This window comes from Klebsiella sp. OBRC7 (assembly GCF_000293135.1).
In the GTDB taxonomy this organism is placed as follows: domain Bacteria; phylum Pseudomonadota; class Gammaproteobacteria; order Enterobacterales; family Enterobacteriaceae; genus Klebsiella; species Klebsiella michiganensis.
Genome location: NZ_ALNJ01000123.1, coordinates 18,185 through 37,039 on the forward strand (window position 1 = coordinate 18,185; position 18,855 = coordinate 37,039).

The following is an 18,855-nucleotide window of genomic DNA, read 5'->3' on the forward strand; positions in this document are numbered from 1 at the left end:
TAGTATGCGTAAATCCGTTTCATTTGCAGTGGTTACTTTTTTTACTGGTATCAACCTCGTTATAAACCCGTTCCTGGAGGAACCTGCATTATGGGGGGCGCTCCTTGCAGGCATTTTCATTCTGATAAACATTGTGGCGGAAAAAATGCATCTTTGGAGTGGCGTTGCGTGGATTATAGCCGCTGGCATAATTCTCGCCATGATGATTAATGGTTACGTTCTAGGCGATAAATTCAAATATCTTATCTGCGTTTTCTCTTTCTTGTCTTCTGCCTGGTATTCCGTTGTAGAGTTTAGGAAGAAAAAAGCAGCGCAGGCTTCATAATATAAGGGTTTATGCGCGAGCAGATTAATATACTTTTCGCGAAATCTAACCTGATTTTTTGTGTTTAACCAGAAAGTAAAGGCTGAATTATGGTAACTGAAAAGGAACTAATTGAATTTGACCTACTACAGAACTTCGGCGAACGATGGAAATACCGATATTCAGCTGGCGCTAAATATATCTTTGCCAGCAGTAAGGCTCGGGCAATTGAAGGTGCTACAGAAGCATTCAGGAAAGCTAGACCGGGTGAGCTTTTAACACGTGAGGAACGCTATGAGAAAGCAAACCAAGATGATATCGAACAGTCGGATAATCGGTGGAAACACCTTAACCTTGACGATCTGCAAGCGCTTTTCTCACGAATGGGAGGTGATATTAAGTCGCTACAGGGGGCCTCTCTACGTGAGTTCACCGGGAACGGCGGTCGGCGTACGTCAAGTGCGGTTGCGGCTCAGGGGGCACGGGATACAGCACTAATGTGTATGCGACTTGAGCGCTACATACAATGGCGGCGGGAAAAATAGACTTTCTTGGCTCCATATCCCTGCATCAGCTGCAATACTGTGATAATTTTACGTCATCAACGTCTCGGAAATTCAGGTAGGCCGTATGAACGCTATTTTTTCTGATCTCCCAGTCAAAGACGGTAAATCCGGCTCGTGGACATTGGATACTTTCACTATCACCGAAAATGACGCAGAACGTCTTGCTATTCGTGCCGACTTTTCAGGCAATCAGGATGAATTTATTCCAGCGGGAGAGTATCGTCGTCTCTCATACAACAGTGATGTCGTGATGTCCAACACACCGATGGAAATACGGACCTGCATGGATTTCATCGAGCGGGCGACAGGCCACGTGCTTATCAATGGACTGGGCCTTGGAATGGTGCTTAATGCAGTATTAATGAAAGCAGACGTCACGCACGTTACTGTTATTGAGAAAGAGCAGGACGTGATCAACCTTGTCGCCGCGAGCTTTGCGGACGATAAACGCGTAGAAATTATCTGTGCAGATGCGATGACTTTCGTTCCACCAGCAGAGGTCACCTATGATGTATGCTGGCACGACATATGGCCTCAGTTCTCAATGGGGAATCTTGATGAAATGGAAATGTTGGAAAGAAAGTACCTTTATCGTTGCCAGTGGCAGGGTTCCTGGGGTAAGGAACAATGCCAGAAAGAGTTAATTAATTTTATCCAGATTGAGGGTGAAATTGAAAAATGGCTGCAAAGGGTTTAATGAAAATAAATTTTCGTATATAACACCGGTATGGCCGTGTTTTAATTCAGAAGTTATGACGTGGTATGTTTAGGTGCTATTGTTGTTTTTCTGGCTTAATTCGAGTTAATAGATCTTCCGTTAACCTCCATCTTTGTTATTAAAATGGGGGTTGCATACGCAATTAAATAATGTACCCTGGAGTTCGGGTTATCTGTGGTTTTCGCACATAAATTGCGCATCACTACAAGGTGATATATCTGCTTACTTTATTCTGGGGTTTATTATGAGTACACAAAATTCTTTAGAAATACTTCTCGCCTGGCTTAAGGGTAATGTTGAAATGGAAACAGATATCATCTTTGCTGATGATATTGACTCCGCAGCCATGATACCCGCAGTTCAGTCTGCTATCGCTGGTTTAAAATTTGATGTATTTAACGATGAAGTGAGTAACCTATTAAAGGTTAAACATAAGCAGGTCGTTAAAGACGCTCTGGACGCAAGCTCAGACTTTCTGGATGCGGATTGCGTCATGGACCGACTGGGTATTTCATACAGTGATGCAGAACTCCGGACTTCCGGTGCTCTGGAGCTGCATAACGCTCTTCTCGGATGGGCATCAGAATGACCGAAATAGCCCAATGCCCGGCAGTTAAGCAAATTAACTTTTATATACTGGAGGCCTCACCGGAGTTGCTGGTGGATCGCCGGGTATATCTTGAAGTTGTGTTGCTGAAAATCTGGCGAAGCCGACTTGAGACCATTCGGTCCTGGAATTGTGTTTCTGATGAAGATCGCATTCTGGCTGAAGCATATCAACGTGGCATAGATTTTCTGACGAAAACATTCAGGCTCGTCACCCTGGATTGATCCTTTAACTCAACTGAGATGCAGAGGACGGAACATGTCTGAGAGCAAAGCCTTCAGGCCCGATGGCGGTGGAATGAGCTTAGGGCGCATTAAGGAAATTGCTGATAACCCGTATTGTGATGAAGAAAAACGGTGGCTGGCTCAAACGTTTTTGGCAAGAGCCAGTCAAAAACCAGTTGCATATGTGGATGCGGTTAATCTGCGCCAACTCCAGCGGGGGGAAGTGGAATCAGCGGTAATTTTCACCAATATGGAATGTACAGCACTTTATCTCAATCCTCCTGCCATTCTTAACGGCGTCGATACTCCGCAGGTGACGAGATGTGCAGACCTGCTCGATTTAGAGCTACGCATTGCAGAAGCCAAACGAATGGGTCTCGACACGACCTCGGTTGAACAGAAGTACAATGAGTTAATTGAAGAGATTCGAGCGAAAAGGCATCATTCGGGGAATGGACGCTGACCTGCTCAGCATGAGCATGGTTTGCAGTCAGAAAAAGTTACTTTTAAAAAACACTATAAATAAAATGGTTAAGAGAGGTTTGAATGAAAACTAACGAACAATTACTCAGTGCACTGGTTGCTGCGCTGGAGTGGATTGATGCTGTGCCTTCTGATACGGTTCTGCCCGCAATGCCAGGATTTGACCGCGACGAAGTGAACGAGTTGATCGCGAACGCTCGCAAAGAGCTGCAATCAAAGGCGAGCTAAACAGATGCGCTGATCTGTGCATAGCAGGATACTGGTACCTGCTATGTTTCCGACGGCGTGGTTCTGAACCTGCAAAGTTACTTTTTCATCGTCGTTCGTTCGTCCATTTTTCGAACAGGAATCAACATTAGAGGTCGAACGTCTATGATTTTCACAATCAGATAAAAATAATTTTTCCTTTCCCCACAAACTTTGCCTCCTTACCCGATCGTTGCTTTTATCAAAAAGTTACTTTTGAAAACACGGACTCAGCACCTGAATAGTTACTTTTCTGCCCTGGTAAACGTGTCCGAGCGTCTTTTCTACCCTCAAAAAAAGTAACTTTTGACGATTTATGCCGTAAAACCAATGAAACACGCATCCTCTCTATGACCCTTCATTTCTCGCATCTCATTAAAAATGCTCCAGAAATTATGGAATACGGGAAACCACTACAAAAATTTTCTTCCTCTAAACACTAAAATCCGCCTCCTGGTTCCCTTGTCACAAAGAAATCATGTGTAGAATTTTTGCCGTGAACAAAAAAAAGTAACTTTTTTCACGCCAAAGTGAAAATAGGGGCTTGATGGAGCGTTTTGAAAATGTATCCTGGGTCTAACAACGGCAATGACCGTTTAACCACATACAACAGGAAGAGGAAAATTCAATGACTACTGCAACTATGGCAACTCCAGCTAAAACCAAAATCGAAAATGTTTCTCTGCGCACCTTCTTAGAAAAAAATGGTATCGGTGGTCGTCTGGGCAATGGTCTTGTTATGGACCCGACGCATCTGAACATTATCCCTGGCTTCAACACCCGTACCGCAGGCCTGGGTGAGGCTTACTGGGAACTCCCGGAAGTTAAGGACCACCTGGCGCGTCTGGCGCAGCAATATGCCGATAGCCCTCTGGAAATGGCCCCTATGGTTGTCCAGGTTCGTGATGGCCAGGTTGTCATTCGTCAGGGACACTGCCGTCACCGTGCAATCCCTCTGGCTAATAAAATTCGCGAAGAACGTGGAGAAGGCCCGGTAGATAAAATCCGTGTTGACGAGTTTCGTGGCTCGGATGGTAAAGCAGAGCTCTTTAACCTTAAAGGTAACGATCAACTGCCGGTTTCTATCGTTGCGCAGGCAGAATCACTGTACCGCCTGCACAACGATAGCGAAGAGCCTATGAGCATTGAGGAACTTGCCGAAGCCCGGAAAGTCTCCGTTACCCATGTTCGTAAATTGCTCAAAGTTCACACCGCCCCGGAAGCGTTAAAAGGTCTGGTCGTAAAAGGTGTTGTCGCATATTACGCGGCGCTCGACGTGATGGAAAAATACCCTGATAACTGTGTTGCTATCATTCAGGAAGCGTTTGATAAGTTTGGTAAAGCCACTGACAAAACTATTGGTCAGGTCATTCTGGCTCAACGGACAGGCGAAAACGGCCCCACCGGTGAATCTGATGGCAACGTGACAACCATTACAACGACTGATGCAGGTGACGCATCCGGCGCATCCGGCGCATCCGGTGGTGCGGTGGATGGTTCTGCGGGTAGCGTGGCTGGCGCGGCTGGTGGCTCGGAAGAAGGTGCAGAGAGTAACAATACCGAACCAACACCAACACCGGCACCGAAACGCGAACCTAAACCAAATATCAAAACTCAGCCGTCTGTATTCGATGTGCTGCCGAAAAAAATCTCTAAGGAGATTGTAGACAACTCCCTTGATGTTATTAACCGTATCGTTACTGAAGCGAAAGAAATTCCGTTTATGGAAGACGGTGCGGAAGTTCTCGCTAAAGCGCAGTATCAGCTGACTTTATCCTATGAAGAGTTTCTGCTGCTGACTGCGGCCAAAGACAGCTACGATAAACATCTGGAAAAAATCCAGAAAAAAACTACAGAACAGTAAGGTAATAATCCGTAACCGGGGAGATATCCCCGGCTAACATCCTGTTAAGTTCATTTCGAACACATTACCGGCTTGTTTTCAGACAAGCCAGGGACATACATAAAATGAATTTTATTAAGCTTATTATTTTATTTGCCGTTGTGGCTTTGCTGGTTTATGGATTCAGCGGTTTATCAGGAAAAGATTCCGTCGCCTTTACATTTCTGAGCTTTGGTTTTTCAGCTGTTATAGCTGCATTTTTCTGGATAATGATTGTGTTGCTGGTGGCTCTGTATTTGTTTGCTTCAAGCTCAATCAGTATTTATCCAAAAATGCTTTTCCTGGAAGGTACACTTTTTGGCTGGTGGTATTTTGTTTTCAATTTTCTTATACCAGACGGACAGTCTCTAACCTTGCTGGGCGTAAATATCTATAACCTTGGGGGTTATTTTATATACGGAACGACCGTGCTTATTGGTATCGGTATTGTGATGATGATGTTCCGGCGGTCAACTAATCAGGTTGATAAGGTGAAAAAGCATGGCTGATTTCGCTTCAACAAAACAAAATTCATCGTTTGAGCTTTGGTTTGAACAACTCCAGATTTTGGCTGAACTGAATGGTGATGTCGCTGGAGAAAAGGCTGACTGGGTGCAGGCCTATGAAGCGGGAATGGCTGTTGATTCTGCGTACTATGAAGCCTTTGGTGACAGTGATGACTGACACGAACAATCAGGAAAGAAACGGTTCAAAATTTCTGTTTGGTGTGACTTCTACCGACCGCATTATTCAGACTGAGCAAGGCGATGGATTCATTAATTCATGTATCGCAGCTCACGGGATTATCACCAAAATTATTTTGACGAGCTATCGTGCTGCTGGTGCTCTTACGGAGATGGTTCTCTTTAATGAGCAAGGTGCTACCTTCGTTATTACCATTGAGTCAGGGGTGTTTACACCTTCTGGATTAGTGCTAACAGATGAAGATATCCAGATAGCACACAAGCAGATCACATTATCCGACACAACAGACATATTAATCCTGGCAACGAGGATGGCTAGACGTGCAGGGCTTAAGCCTGTTTTTCCTGAACAATCGGAATTTAGTTCGATTTTAGAATTTACAGTCAATTGACGCACATTTATTAAGGTGAAAATATGAGTTCTGATGGTGTTGAATTGTCTTCTATATGGGAGGCGGGTTCCTGGTTTCCCGTTCGTGCGTTTGGCATTCTGTTATTAGTTATGCTGTTCCTGATGATTGTTTTTGGTGTTTTTAGGAAAGATTTTTCCCATTTAAAACCACTGCTCACATTGTTTGTTTTGTTAATTGCTCTTGGCGGGACGATACTCTTTACGACCTTATTCTTTTCTGCCAAAAACAAAAATGAAGCTGAATGGCGAGACTGGGCAAAAGACCACTGTAAAATTGTTGCTAAAAAAGATGGGTCAACAACCACTGGTGTCGGTATATCCCTGAAAGGGCAGGCAGGCCTGTTTATTGGCGGAGAGCCAGGGCAGACCGGTTACAGTTGCGATGATGGCGTGACTTACTGGAAAAATGATTGATACGTATTTTAGTAGTGTTCTTTTTTCAATGAAATAAAAACTAATAAGGTATTTTCTATGAAACGAGATAATGCATTGCCCGCTTTAGTAAAAGCAAATGTGGAGAATTACAGGGGCGCGATTGCCCTTTATCTAAAGCAAACAGAAGATAACGCACTGGTATTTATCATCGGTGAAGCAGGCGCAGGTAAATCTTATCTGGCAAAACTCGAATTACCGAATGCTTTATATCCCACACCTCAGCAATTTGCCGAATGTGATCATATCTCCACGATGTTCACAGGATTTGACGTAGTCATTGATGACATTCTCCGGTTTGACTCAGACAAAGTCATAGAATGTATTCAGGCGGTCCATGCTTCTGGGCATAGAGTCATGGTCACCGGGCAACCGGTCGACCTTGAATTGTGCACGGGCCTACTGTCGCGTTTACCAGTGGGTTACCGCACTATGTTTTCGACGCTGATGGGGCATAGCGATTTGCAAGAGATGAAAGGCAAAGACAACTCCGTGGAACCACCGAAAACAGGTCCCGTTCTGCACTAGAAAATAAGTGATCAGGTGAAGGCGATCATCCCCCACCTTTTCTGGTTGAGGTCTTTCATACCCCAATCAAAGAATAAAATGTCCTCTCAGTCATTTCTCTGGTTGAGGGTGGACAGCGGTTATGCATTTTTAATCTTGCCGCCATCGCTATGGTGGGCTTTTAAGGGGAATAATTTTGACTCATCCAGTCGATTTAGTCTTTCAGTCGCTTACACATATCGTGGAACCTTTCATGGGGGAATCAGTATCTATCCCTCAAAAATGTTCATGTTGTCAGCGTGACCCGGACGAGTTTGGTCATGCCGGTTTCCTGATGGTCAATGGCTATGGTGAAAACGTGGCTCATTGCCGTTCCTGTCAGACTTTTTTTGTCTCAGCGCCAGAGCTTATGGGCGTCGAGAACCCAAAAAAACCCACCACCGGACAGAAATTTGGCATGTGGTCAGGGGTAGGGGCAGTCATTAATCTGGAAAATAACAGCGCTGTTTTATTGGCTCCTCAGGGGGTGGTCAATAAGCTACCCACGCATTTTTTCGAAGCAGTGAACGTTGTGACTGCAACGAGCGGTCAGCACCTGGAATATCTGTTTAACACCAACCTGAAATTCCCGATCATTTATATCCAAAACTTCGGTGTCAAAACATACGAGCTTATCCGGTCATTACGGGTTAGTCTTAGCGGCGATGCTATTTTTACCTGTGCGGATCAGCTAATGACCACTCAGAATGAAGTCCTTTTCACGCTCGATTTAAATAAAGCTAAAGAACTTCATCTGGAAATGCAGAACTATTCCAAAAAAGAAATAGATGCCTTTATTCGAACGGTAACCCAACTGGCCTTTTCACGGATAACCCCTGAGGCAGCATCTAATCAGTTTAAAAAAGACAACCTCATTCCTTTGTTGCAGTTGTTACCGACTGATCCGCATCAGCGCCTTAGCATTTTGCGTCTTTTGAAAAAGGTATAACTATGATTTTCTACGATAATGCATTTCGTTTACGGATACCGCACACGAGTATTTATCGAATCCACCAGCACCTGGATTTCTTCGTTCAGGAGCGGAAGGGGGAGAAGCTGCCATATTCTTTTAAAATTCTTCCTGGTACCGCTAATGATGCACAGTTGCTTGTTCGCACAGCATCACCTCTTGGCCTACCCGGTGAAAAACCGCGTGAGCTTACGCTATCCGAGGGGGATGGGATTTCGTTCATCACTTCCATGGCCATTTTCCATAAAGCCAATCAGACAGAAGGTACTGGCCGACGTCAGTACGCACCTTCTGACGATAAAAAACATGATCTGGCCGTTAACAAAATAATCAATGCCGGTTTCGAGCCCGACCATATTGTCGTAGGTGGGGCTGAAATTGTTCACGTTGGGAAGGGCAATTCCGGTCGTGGCTTTACGCTACCGGTGTTCACGATCCAGGGTATGGTCGTTGTCAGCAACAAACAGGAAGCAGAGAAAGCTATTGTCTTTGGCATTGGTCCCAAACGAGTCTTTGGTTGCGGCTTCATGCACCTGACAGGGCAGGGACTATGAACATGGATACAGCTGCTTGTTTCACGAGCGCCGGGCTTTCTTTACGTAAAGTCCAGCAGGACTTTATTGAGGCCGCTGGCCTGGGCCTTAATGTCCAAAACAAGCTGGCGTTACTCAGCGCCGAAACAGGTGTGGGTAAAACGTTAGGGTACCTGGTTCCGGCCATGCAGATTCTGGTGAAAAACCCTGGGGCAAAATTTGTTATCGCAACTAACTCCCATGCCCTGATGCATCAGATTTTCAGAAGCGACCGTCTAAGTCTGGAACGTATGGCAGAAGAGGCCGGAATAAAAGTTACTTTTTCCCGTCTGATGGGGAAAGCCAGCTATATTTCGCCGGATAAAGTGCGGGAGCTCCTTCGGGTGAGTGATACCTATGATTCGGAGACCGTTCAGCTTCTTGAAAAACTACGGGGCTGGTCAAAACCTCTGGTTGAATTTGAAGAGGAGTATGGTGAACTACCGACGCTGATAAAGCCGGATATGGTCACGTTTTCTTTCTGGGATGATATCCAGAATGTTAACGATATTCGACGTGAAGCACTGAACGCAGACTTCATCGTCACAACTCACGCTATGGTGATGATTGATTGCCTTTGCAATCACGGCATCCTGGGAGACAAAGAGAATCTGTACCTGATCGTCGATGAGGCGGACATGTTTGTCGATATGTTAGAGGTCTGGAAACAACGCCGCTTCAATCTCCGCGAGTTGCTCAGTTCGTTCAGCGCATATATCCCTAGAACTGGCGTTGAGATTATCAAAGAGCTGGAAAGCGATATTACCAAAATCGCTGGTGGTCTGCATTTTTGTAGTACGCCCGAAGCCGTTGAACTCTTTGACCGCAGCTTTAAAGCGCTGGCGATGGTCGGGCGAAAAATCAAAGATGAAGAGCCCCGTAAATCTTTCTTTGATTGCATCTACAGGTGGGAAATGCTCGGGATGTCCGGAGGGCAGAAAGGGATCGGTGTCTCCAAAGTTCGCTATGAACCCGCTTTAATCGCTGTTAATCCGTTTATTGGTATGAACCTTGGCAGGTACTGCACCCAGTGGCGCAGCGCATTACTGACGTCCGCTACGCTTGCGATTACCAACACACCAGAGGGCGGCATGGAGTGGTTGTGCAAAACGCTGGCGCTCAATGACGATATGGTTTCAATCAAAAGAATTTTCGCTCCAGAAAGCTATGGCACTATGACTCTTACTATAGCCGGTGCGGCTTTCCCTAAAGTCTTTAGCGACCCCAAAGAACAGGAGTTTTCCAGTAAATGGCTTGCTGCAGTCACTGACCAGCTATCCCGCATGCCTGGCCCCGTCCTGGTGTTAACTGCGAGTCATTCAGAAACCCGTGCTATCGCCGGTCGACTGGGTGAAGTTTCGCAACCGGTATATATCCAGCAGGCGGGTCAGCCGCTATCTGAAATAATCAAACTCTACCAGAAGAAGCCTGGCATTCTGATTTCAGCTGGCGCATCTGTTGGTCTGAGTCCGAGAGGAGAGCAAGGCGAACAGATTTTCCACGATCTACTCATCACCAGAATCCCTTTCCCGCCGCCGGACAGGATGAAGGTTGAAAGCCTTTACGGTTACCTGAAAGACCGTGGCTATGGACTCACTCTGGAATCCGTTCACCGGACTATTTACCTCGAAAATTTGCGAAAAGTTATCCGCAAAGGGAAACAGTCGGTAGGGCGGGGTATCCGCAGTGAAACCGATAGTATCAGAATAATGATTCTTGACCCGCGCTTCCCGGAACCTGCCGACCTGTCGTCAAGGCATCGATCCCTGGAACATATCATTCCCGTTCGATTCCGCCGTGAATACCGCTCATGCGAAATACTCTCTCCGGCACATTGTGAAGAGGACATCCAGTGTTAAATCTAAAACCGTATAGGGTAATTATGTCATCCCTGACGCCGGTAGTAATCAGCGGGATTGCCCCGTCATTAGACGGCATCCTCTATGAAGCACTATCTCAGGTTATCCCCAGTAACGAGCCTGATACTGTTCTGGCACGACTGAAAGAAATTCTTCTTTTTAACGACGAACTAGGTGTTTTCCACGCTTCATCTCTGCGTTTTGGTATTACACCTGAGCAGGGGATAGGTGCGGCCAGCAGCGTGCGGTGTGATTACCTCGGAGATGAGAAATTAAGCTCCGCTATGTTTTCACCTCGCTCCCGTGGCGGCAAGTTCACCCGGGTAATCACGACCGGTGGCCCAACTAAAAAAAGGATGACAACCCGACCTGCGTATTCCGCACCTTATTTAACTTTTGATTTTGTCGGCGACGACGAATCTGTAGAAATTCTCCTTAACCACGCCCATGTTGGCGTCGGGTACGACTATTTCTCAGCGGCTAACGGGGAATTCAATAACGTGATGATTATTCCCCTGGATTGCGACACGAGCATTTCCTTCGAAGGGATGGCGACAAGACCCGTACCTGTTAATAAGGGACTAGATGGGATTAGAGGTGTATCTCCTCTCGTTCCCCCCTATTTCATCGGTGATAAAACCAGCGTGGTTTATCCAGCACCAGTCCGAACTCAACTGATTTCTGCTTTATTGCGAGGCTAACTAATATGAGAACTTTAAATTTCAACGGTAAAATTTCGACTTTAGAACCAATGACCGTTTCCTTAAAAAATGCAGTCACAACTACAGGGCATCGTTTGCCTCGCAACGGTGGCTTCAATTCCGCACCGTATTTCCCCGGCACCAGCATTCGAGGTACCCTCCGCCATGCTGCTCACCTGGTCGTTGTCGATCGTGTGGGTCTCAATACCGAAGGTAAAGCTCCGTTCGACCTTGCCGAGCACTTCATGCTCGCCCAGGGCGTAGATATTAATGGTGAGGCGGAAACTTTTGCTGCAGGCGAAATTAATGCCGGTTCTGAACTGCGTAGCAAAAATCCCCTGCTCAGTCTTTTTGGCCGCTGGGGTCTGAGCGGGAAAGCTGGCATTGGAAATGCTATTCCGACAGGTGATAACCAATGGGCTATGTTTGGCGGCGGGGCTCGCGCCATTATGTTTGAAAGAAACGAAAACTTGATGGATTATCTTGAGACGGACCAGGTCGACCGCCTTGAACGGCTGTTGGAAGAACAGGCAGAAGCCAGTGTTGATATCTCCCAGATTAAATCTGAACAAGACGCAATCAAAAAAGAGATGAAGTCTGCAGATAAAGACGCGAAGGCTGAGCTCCAGATCAAATTGAAAGTTCTGGACGAAAAGATTCAGGCAAGGAAGGACCAGAAACAGGAATCCCGTGAATCTATTCGACGTCCTATCGACCCGTACGAAGCATTCATTACCGGCGCAGAACTCAGCCACCGCATGAGCATTAAAAATGCGACTGACGAAGAAGCCGGACTGTTCATTTCCGCGCTAATTCGTTTTGCTGCCGAACCTCGTTTTGGTGGTCATGCAAACCATAACTGTGGGCTGGTGGAGGCAAACTGGACAGTGACTACGTGGAAACCGGGTGAGTTGGTCCCCGTTACTCTGGGGGAAATCAGCATCACACCTAATGGCGTAAATATTAAAGGGGATGAGCTGACTGCGATGGTGAAGGCATTCAATGATAACCAATCGTTCGATTTCACTACCCGCTAACGCCATTAGTTGGTAGATTTGCGAGTGGCATTTTATTATTTTACAATCAATTGGTTAGTTTTGGAGTATGTCCCCCGCTGGCGGGGGTTATCGGCGATTGGATTACTGGCTCTCGTTGTTGGGCTAGTATGTCCCCCGCTGGCGGGGGTTATCGGTATTTAGTCAAACCATGAGACCGCGCACTCTGGTATGTCCCCCGCTGGCGGGGGTTATCGGCCACAGGGGCGGTGAGCTGCTTATTTGATTATGTATGTCCCCCGCTGGCGGGGGTTATCGGTCTCCGTTAACAGTTTCATCGCCAAGGACTGTATATGTCCCCTGCTGGCGGGGGTTATCGGTAGGCAGAAATGACCTGGATGAGCGAGGTTATGTATGTCCCCCGCAGCCGGGGGTTATTGGTGTCCCATTTGCGGCGCTGTTGCCAAAACGCGGTCTGTTTCTCGCAGGCGGGGGTTATCGGGGCAGGCGCTCTACCTGCTGAGCTTAACCAGCAGTATGTCCCCCGCTGGCGGGGGTTATCGTCATATCAATGATCCCAATTCTGTTCAGTTGCAGTGCGTCCCCCGGGGACGGGGGTTATCGGTCCACAACCAGATCATAAAATCTCCTTCCCGAGTGTGTCCCCCGGTTGTGGGGGTTATCGGTAGACTAAATATGGGGCGACGACCTCGCCACAGTTTATCCCCCGGATGCGGGGGTTATCGGTTGTATGACCGGGTTCCACCTGGTGTCTGGAAGTGTATCCCCCGCATCCGGGGGTTATCGGTTCTTCAGCGCGTCAGTCCCGCTTCCCTGTATGTATGTCCCCCGCATGCGGGGGTTATAGACCAGTTGGTCTTTTCGGAATTGATGGTTTTCGGGGCGGGCCCCGTAAACGGGGGGATGGACGATAGCGAAAGCTCTCCGTGATTCCTCTCTTGTGTGCCCACAATCTCGTGGGGAGTGATGCGAATGAATTTTGGCGAGCAGGGGGCGCATCCCTGATTTCGTCTAGTCGATTAACTCAAACAGTAGCGCGTTCCTGGCAATTTCTTCTCCTGCATTCATGATGAAGCAACTCAATGTTAGAATATTTGCTCAAGGAAAGTTACTTTTCTTTCGTATAGACGTTTACACAAAATTCAACTCAATAACCTAATATCCTAGATAGCTCCACGGTATTATGCCTGGTGCCAAGGGGTTACATATGAGTTATCAGGTCGTTTTAATCTAAAATTGACGTGCGGGAATTCTCCCCGATGCTCCACTATCCATACTTCCTTGACCACTTCTTCGCGTCCTGAATTCGCCTTAACTATGAATGCTCTTACGGTTTCATCTTCCGGATCGATAACAATACATCCCGACCTAATGTCATCGCCAAATAAGGTAGGACAATCTTTATTCCCATATACTTCTGCAATACTTCCGTGATCGTTAATTCTCCAACCTGGAGAAATAACTATCGATGGTAATTTAAAAGCATCATCCATTAAGAAAACCTGCTTTACATAATTGTCAACCGAGTCTTTAACTTGATCGCATCCAGTAAGCAATAAGCCTGACATTATTGTTAGAATGATAGGTTTCATTTTCATGAGAAACGCCCTCCTTTTTTTATAATTTATCACGTGTCGTAATTGTAATCATTATTTATGAGTCACAAGCGGGAATTAAAGGGCTGATGCAATCAAAATGGAGTGTACGATCAGCTTCATCATTTGATATCGTCTGGTAGACGCCTCGATGCCAGTGTTTGGGTTTACCCAGATGAAAAACAGCCAGAAATTATGAGGTTGCCTTTGAATCTGTTTACTTGAGTCCTGATGGACTAGGCACCTGAAAAAATACAAATTATACTGTGTATTTATACAGTTGTGTATTTTTGAGAGATTCTGCTTATGTTTTTGATTCCTAAAGATAACCCTGAAGTAATCGCGCTCCCATTGTTTGTGGACCGATGCGCTGCCGGGTTTCCAAGCCCGGCCCAAGACTATACCTCCAGTGAGTTAGACCTGAACGATTATTGCATAAGGCATCCCTCTGCAACCTATTTCGTCAGGGCGCAAGGGAACAGCATGCAGGATGTAGGAATGCGGGATGGAGATTTGCTGGTGGTGGACCGTTCACTACGTCCTCAGAACCGAGACATTGTGATTGCCGAAGTGGACGGTGGCTTCACAGTTAAACAGCTCCAGACTACTCCGGAACTGGCCCTTCTGCCCATGAATAATGCCTATTCGCCTATTTTCCCTAATCCTGATGAACTTACTATTTTCGGCGTGGTGACACATTGGGTTCACCGTGCTCGGGGTAATATCTGATGTATGCACTGGCTGATGTAAACAGCTTCTATGCAAGCTGCGAAAAGGTTTTTCGCCCTGACCTTAGAGATAAGTCATTGATTGTTTTGAGTAATAACGACGGCTGTGTAATCGCCAGATCAAAAGAAGCCAAAAAATTAGGTATTCCTATGGGATTACCTTGGTTCAAATTACGTGATCAGAAGTTCTCAGAACCTGTTATAGCCTTTTCGTCCAATTATGAACTCTACGCGAGTCTAAGTTCCCGGGTACAGTCCTGTCTGGCGGAATTATCGCCTGGCGTAGAAGAGTACAGCATTGATGAATCTTTTATTTGGGCGGGTGGCATTGAAAACTGTATGTCATATGAAGATTTCGGCCACCAGCTGCGTGAGCACGTCTACCGAAGTACAGGCCTGACTATTGGTGTGGGGCTGGCTCCGACCAAAACGCTGGCAAAAGCCTGCCAGTATTCCAGCAAGACCTGGCCCCAGTTCGGAGGGGTACTCGCGCTGACTGCAGGCCAGCGTAATCGGATCGACAAGATGCTTTCTCTGATGCCGGTAGAGGAGGTGTGGGGGGTTGGTGGACGAACCACGAGTAAGCTTCATGCAATGGGCATAACCACTGCGCTGGAGCTGGCTAGGGCAAACCCTGCATTCATACGAAGAAACTTCACTGTAGTCCTTGAGCGTACCGTAAGAGAACTCAGGGGGGAAAGTTGTATTAATCTGGAAGATGCCCCTCCGCCAAAACAACAGATCGTATGCAGCAGGAGCTTTGGACAGCGCATTACAACGTATGAATCCATGCGGCAGGCAATTTGCCAGTATGCTGAACGTGCTGCGGAAAAGCTGCGGCAGGAACGTCAGTACTGCGGCCACCTGTCTGTTTTCATTAAAACCTCTCCTTTTTCCAAAAATGAACCGTATTACAGCAAAATTGCAAGCGAGCGACTCAGCATCCCATCACGTGATACACGAGACCTTATTGCAGCTGCTGGGCGTGCTCTGGATAAGATCTGGAAAGAGGGACATAACTACGCCAAGGCAGGCGTCATGCTGAACGATTTCAAACCAGCTGGCGTGACTCAGCTCTCGCTGTTTGATGAAGGGAAGCCTTATGCGAACAGCGATGCACTCATGAACGTACTGGATACGATCAATAATTCAGGCAAAGGCAAAGTATGGTTTGCAGGTCGAGGCATCGCACCGGCGTGGACAATGAAGAGAGACATGCTCTCTCCGGCTTACACGACCCAGTGGGACTCCATACCGATCGCTACACTCTGAAGTATCACAATCAGGGAAAATGTATACAGGCTGCTCAGTCTCATTAGCTGGTGGTTGATATTTGCACAACAATAACTATTCCAATATGCCGCTACTGCTATTTGATAATGCCTGGGGAATTTTGACATGGTCACTCGTCGTTTTTTTAGAGTTAATCTTCAAACAGCAGCCCCGACCCTTCTGTAAACAAAAAGTACGAGCGTATCTGGAGAACAAGGGGGTTGTTTTGGCGCTGCTCTGTGTCTACACAGAACCATACATAGCCCAATACGAACGTGGTAACTGGACTGTTAGTCACCGCCTGGCACGACAACATGGGCAGTTGCAGGGAAAGCAGAAGGGGATAATCGGGAGAAGACCGGCAGGGAGCAAGAGACGACTCAACCTCAGAAGAGGCTGGTGAGCCTGGCAGAAAATACGTCAAAAACTATCTAAAATATTATTCACTTATCATCATTTTAGACCTGGGAGGGTGGGGTTATACAGGGTATAATGATGACGGCGCTTGAGGCTTTTTTGCCTCATGATGTTTGAGTGGTTTGGATGTTGTGTGGCAGAAAGCAGAAAGCCCCGAGTAATTTTTCAATTAACCTGCACTGCACCCATTTAGTTGGACTCTCAAATTGGAGAGTCCCATGTCCAGACGTAAGTATACCTTTGAACAGCGCCTCGAAGTGGTTATGCACTATTTCGCTACTGATGAAGGCTATCGCTTAACATCCGCTCGCTTTAACGTTCCCAGAACCCAGGTAAGATTATGGGTTGCAGCCTATGATGCTTATGGAGAAGAAGGTCTAAAGCCCAGAGATAAGGGCGTATCCATTGAACCCGAAATCAGAGTAGAAGCCGTGAAGGCTGTACTGACGGGAAGGATTTCCCAGACGCAGGCTGCTGCGAAATTTAACGTCGCTGGTGCGGCCTCTGTTGGGAAATGGATGAAGGTGTTCAGCGAGCATGGAGAGGAAGGGCTTCGTTCTCTTCGTGTGGGCAAAAAAAGGGCACTTCATATGATTGATGATCCTGTTACGCTTGAGGTAGCACTGGAACGTTCGAAAGATAAACGTATTCAGGAGCTTGAGCAAAAAGTACGGTATCTTGAGTTACGGGTGCTGTATCTAAAAAAGTTGAAAGCCTTAGTTCGGTAAGGGATAAGGTCAGAATTATCGACGAACTGAGGCAGCACTATCCGTTCGACCAGCTTTTGCAGATAGCTCACATACCCAGAAGTACATTTTACTATCATCTGAAAGCGCTCCATTCCCCGGGGAAATACGATGAAGTAAAATGCAGAATCAAAGAAATTTATGATGAGAACCAGGGCCGATATGGTTATAGGCGGATAGCACTGGCGCTCAGAAGAGAGGGTGGGGCGTTGAACCACAAAGTGGTTCAACGCCTGATGAATTTACTACACCTCAAAGCCGCGATAAAAGTAAAACGCTACAGCTCCTGGCGGGGTGAGCATGGGCATATTGCTGACAATATCCTGAAACGAAACTTCAAAGCCAGCAGGCCCAATGAAAAATGGGTCACCGATGTCACTGAATTCGCCGTCAGTGGCCGAAAACTCTACCTTTCACCCATTATTGATCTCTTCAATAACGAAGTGATTTCCTTCAGTATTTCAGAACGTCCAACCATGCCGATGATCGATGACATGCTCGTTAAGGCATTTGCCAGACTTGATGCGGGCGTCAATCCGGTTCTTCATTCAGATCAGGGCTGGCAATACCGTCATCGATGGTACCAGTATCAGTTACGCGAGTTTGGCGTCATACAAAGTATGTCCCGCAAAGGCAATTGCCTCGATAATGCCTGTGCAGAATGCTTTTTCGGGACGTTAAAATCAGAATGCTTTTACACCAGTGAGTTTAAGGATATTGAGGAACTAAAGATCGCTATTGAGGACTACATACGATACTACAATACCCGGAGAATCAGCCTTAAATTTAATGGTCTTAGTCCGGTTGAATACCGCCTAAAGAACTATCCAGTGAGAATTTAAACCGCTGATTTGTACCTGGGATGCTTTCAGGAGCACTCTTAAATAAGAGCGATTTGTATGCTCTGAATTCTTACGTTCTGGCTAATGAGATTACCTGAGCTGAACGTCCGCTTTGAGCGATCAACGGACATTCAAATGACGAACTACATATGAACTGGACAATGTAGTTCGCCATACTCATGATCCTTCAAATTTAAGGCTTTTTGATCACCTCAACGTTCAGGCTCGTAGTGCCATTCTCACGGCTTATCTGCCCGCTCACACGCACCAAATCCTGCGCATCGAAGTGCTGCCCGTTCCAGACTTTCTGTGGAATACGAACTTTGATGGTTCCGGTTGGATCGCGGAACGTATACCACTCTTCCTGCTGCTGGCTGATGACATTGCCTTCCAGTGTGATCCACGCCCCTTCGTGCATCGACGGCACGGCCTGAATGCGGCTTTGACTGTTTTCCTGCTGAACCTTATGACCGGCATACATGCGTTCAGTGGCGACTGGCTCTTTCTCTGCGGAGAAACCGCCTTGCGCTGCCAGGGCTGGAATGACGATGAATGAAGCGAGCAACACGCCGGTGACGTTGACGAGCTGGCGACGAATCTGACTGAAGTATTGTTTTTGCATAGCAGGTTCCATTTATGATTTTACATCCCCCCAGGGGGGATGCCTTTATGATAAATGAGCGGCTATAAAAGCTCAATTGCAATCCCCTGTGGGGGATGAAAATGTGACAGGCTTCAGAGATAAAAAACCCACCAATTGGTGGGTTCAGGCATGTGGCTTTTACAAGAGAAAATCAGCGGGTAACGCCGATCCAGCCATGGTAGCCCATGTAAATGCCGACCAGGGCTATCAGTACGCTTGAGAAGTATGGGGCACGGCGTGCCAGAGTATCCAGGCCACTCCAGCGTTTGGTTGCCTGGCGAACGCTAAACGCCGCAGCTGCACCCACAGAAACCAGCGTAATTGCTAAGCCGATGCTGAAACACAGTACCAGCGCGGCACCGAGCGTAAA

At 46.8% G+C, this 18,855-nt stretch carries 23 protein-coding genes and 1 pseudogene; 21 read left to right on the forward strand and 3 right to left on the reverse strand.

What is annotated here, in order from left to right; all coding sequences use genetic code 11:
• The first annotated feature begins 4 nt into the window (after positions 1–4).
• The 18 genes from HMPREF1144_RS23785 to HMPREF1144_RS23865 all read left to right on the forward strand — a co-directional run bounded on the left by HMPREF1144_RS23785 (position 5) and on the right by HMPREF1144_RS23865 (position 12,263).
• Positions 5–325, forward strand: coding sequence for a hypothetical protein (locus HMPREF1144_RS23785; RefSeq protein ID WP_009654204.1), 321 nt, complete (start codon positions 5–7; stop codon positions 323–325).
• Between the two features lie 89 nt (positions 326–414).
• Positions 415–849 carry a hypothetical protein gene (locus HMPREF1144_RS23790; protein WP_042928370.1) on the forward strand — a complete coding sequence of 145 codons (435 nt, stop codon included), beginning with the start codon at positions 415–417 and terminating at the stop codon, positions 847–849.
• Positions 850–934: 85 nt separating this feature from the next.
• Entirely contained in the window at positions 935–1,567 is a 633-nt protein-coding gene (locus tag HMPREF1144_RS23795; protein WP_009654218.1) for a hypothetical protein, read from the forward strand.
• A 265-nt stretch (positions 1,568–1,832) separates the two neighbouring features.
• Complete coding sequence (locus HMPREF1144_RS23800; protein WP_009654234.1) at positions 1,833–2,177, forward strand: DUF957 domain-containing protein; 345 nt, start codon at positions 1,833–1,835, stop codon at positions 2,175–2,177.
• Positions 2,174–2,419 (forward strand): hypothetical protein, encoded by a 246-nt coding sequence (locus HMPREF1144_RS23805; RefSeq protein WP_042928371.1) that lies wholly within the window; start codon positions 2,174–2,176, stop codon positions 2,417–2,419. Before HMPREF1144_RS23800 ends, HMPREF1144_RS23805 begins: the two co-directional genes overlap by 4 nt.
• A 34-nt stretch (positions 2,420–2,453) precedes the next feature.
• Positions 2,454–2,882, forward strand: a complete 429-nt coding sequence (locus HMPREF1144_RS23810; RefSeq protein ID WP_042928372.1) for a hypothetical protein — start codon at positions 2,454–2,456, stop codon at positions 2,880–2,882.
• A gap of 83 nt (positions 2,883–2,965) precedes the next feature.
• A complete protein-coding gene (locus tag HMPREF1144_RS33385; RefSeq protein ID WP_009654241.1) occupies positions 2,966–3,130 on the forward strand; it encodes a hypothetical protein in 165 nt (54 codons plus the stop codon).
• Positions 3,131–3,776: 646 nt separating this feature from the next.
• Positions 3,777–5,012 (forward strand): hypothetical protein, encoded by a 1,236-nt coding sequence (locus tag HMPREF1144_RS23815; protein ID WP_009654221.1) that lies wholly within the window; start codon positions 3,777–3,779, stop codon positions 5,010–5,012.
• Between the two features lie 104 nt (positions 5,013–5,116).
• Positions 5,117–5,539, forward strand: coding sequence for a hypothetical protein (locus HMPREF1144_RS23820; RefSeq protein ID WP_009654205.1), 423 nt, complete (start codon positions 5,117–5,119; stop codon positions 5,537–5,539).
• The gene (locus HMPREF1144_RS23825) at positions 5,532–5,714 is read left to right on the forward strand and encodes a hypothetical protein (RefSeq protein ID WP_009654202.1); all 183 of its coding nucleotides are present in this window, start codon (positions 5,532–5,534) and stop codon (positions 5,712–5,714) included. The genes HMPREF1144_RS23820 and HMPREF1144_RS23825 overlap by 8 nt, the downstream gene beginning before the upstream one ends.
• The gene (locus tag HMPREF1144_RS23830; protein WP_042928373.1) at positions 5,707–6,126 is read left to right on the forward strand and encodes a hypothetical protein; all 420 of its coding nucleotides are present in this window, start codon (positions 5,707–5,709) and stop codon (positions 6,124–6,126) included. The genes HMPREF1144_RS23825 and HMPREF1144_RS23830 overlap by 8 nt, the downstream gene beginning before the upstream one ends.
• A 23-nt stretch (positions 6,127–6,149) precedes the next feature.
• Positions 6,150–6,560, forward strand: a complete 411-nt coding sequence (locus tag HMPREF1144_RS23835) for a hypothetical protein (protein WP_009654235.1) — start codon at positions 6,150–6,152, stop codon at positions 6,558–6,560.
• 57 nt (positions 6,561–6,617) lie between these two features.
• Positions 6,618–7,106, forward strand: a complete 489-nt coding sequence (locus HMPREF1144_RS23840) for a hypothetical protein (protein ID WP_009654200.1) — start codon at positions 6,618–6,620, stop codon at positions 7,104–7,106.
• Between the two features lie 232 nt (positions 7,107–7,338).
• The gene (locus tag HMPREF1144_RS23845) at positions 7,339–8,073 is read left to right on the forward strand and encodes a hypothetical protein (RefSeq protein WP_009654207.1); all 735 of its coding nucleotides are present in this window, start codon (positions 7,339–7,341) and stop codon (positions 8,071–8,073) included.
• 2 nt (positions 8,074–8,075) lie between these two features.
• On the forward strand, positions 8,076–8,648 hold the full coding sequence (locus tag HMPREF1144_RS23850) for a type I-E CRISPR-associated protein Cas6/Cse3/CasE (RefSeq protein ID WP_042928377.1): 573 nt from the start codon (positions 8,076–8,078) through the stop codon (positions 8,646–8,648).
• Between the two features lie 2 nt (positions 8,649–8,650).
• Positions 8,651–10,525 (forward strand): helicase C-terminal domain-containing protein, encoded by a 1,875-nt coding sequence (locus HMPREF1144_RS23855; RefSeq protein WP_009654201.1) that lies wholly within the window; start codon positions 8,651–8,653, stop codon positions 10,523–10,525.
• A gap of 23 nt (positions 10,526–10,548) precedes the next feature.
• Positions 10,549–11,226 carry a hypothetical protein gene (locus tag HMPREF1144_RS23860; protein WP_152843127.1) on the forward strand — a complete coding sequence of 226 codons (678 nt, stop codon included), beginning with the start codon at positions 10,549–10,551 and terminating at the stop codon, positions 11,224–11,226.
• 5 nt (positions 11,227–11,231) lie between these two features.
• Positions 11,232–12,263 carry a CRISPR-associated protein Csf2 gene (locus tag HMPREF1144_RS23865; RefSeq protein WP_170916005.1) on the forward strand — a complete coding sequence of 344 codons (1,032 nt, stop codon included), beginning with the start codon at positions 11,232–11,234 and terminating at the stop codon, positions 12,261–12,263.
• Positions 12,264–13,423: 1,160 nt separating this feature from the next.
• Here HMPREF1144_RS23865 and HMPREF1144_RS23870 read toward each other — a convergent pair.
• Positions 13,424–13,840, reverse strand: coding sequence for a hypothetical protein (locus HMPREF1144_RS23870; RefSeq protein ID WP_052544865.1), 417 nt, complete (start codon positions 13,838–13,840; stop codon positions 13,424–13,426).
• 303 nt (positions 13,841–14,143) lie between these two features.
• Between HMPREF1144_RS23870 and umuD the strand changes: the two genes are divergently transcribed.
• The 3 genes from umuD (at position 14,144) to HMPREF1144_RS32480 (ending at position 17,842) form a co-directional block, all read left to right on the forward strand.
• Positions 14,144–14,566, forward strand: coding sequence for a translesion error-prone DNA polymerase V autoproteolytic subunit (umuD, locus tag HMPREF1144_RS23875; RefSeq protein ID WP_042928382.1), 423 nt, complete (start codon positions 14,144–14,146; stop codon positions 14,564–14,566).
• Positions 14,566–15,837 (forward strand): translesion error-prone DNA polymerase V subunit UmuC, encoded by a 1,272-nt coding sequence (umuC, locus tag HMPREF1144_RS23880; protein WP_009654203.1) that lies wholly within the window; start codon positions 14,566–14,568, stop codon positions 15,835–15,837. The genes umuD and umuC overlap by 1 nt, the downstream gene beginning before the upstream one ends.
• A 635-nt stretch (positions 15,838–16,472) precedes the next feature.
• A protein-coding gene (locus tag HMPREF1144_RS32480; protein WP_085955008.1) for an IS3 family transposase occupies positions 16,473–17,842 on the forward strand; the annotation gives its coding sequence in 2 pieces (ribosomal slippage) (positions 16,473–16,962 and positions 16,962–17,842; 1,371 coding nt in all).
• A gap of 193 nt (positions 17,843–18,035) precedes the next feature.
• Here the strand turns inward: HMPREF1144_RS32480 and HMPREF1144_RS23900 are convergent.
• Both HMPREF1144_RS23900 and HMPREF1144_RS23905 read right to left on the reverse strand, forming a co-directional pair.
• Entirely contained in the window at positions 18,036–18,476 is a 441-nt protein-coding gene (locus tag HMPREF1144_RS23900) for a YgiW/YdeI family stress tolerance OB fold protein (protein WP_135695985.1), read from the reverse strand.
• A gap of 160 nt (positions 18,477–18,636) precedes the next feature.
• A pseudogene (locus HMPREF1144_RS23905) lies at positions 18,637–18,855 on the reverse strand (nickel/cobalt efflux protein RcnA); the annotation flags it as partial.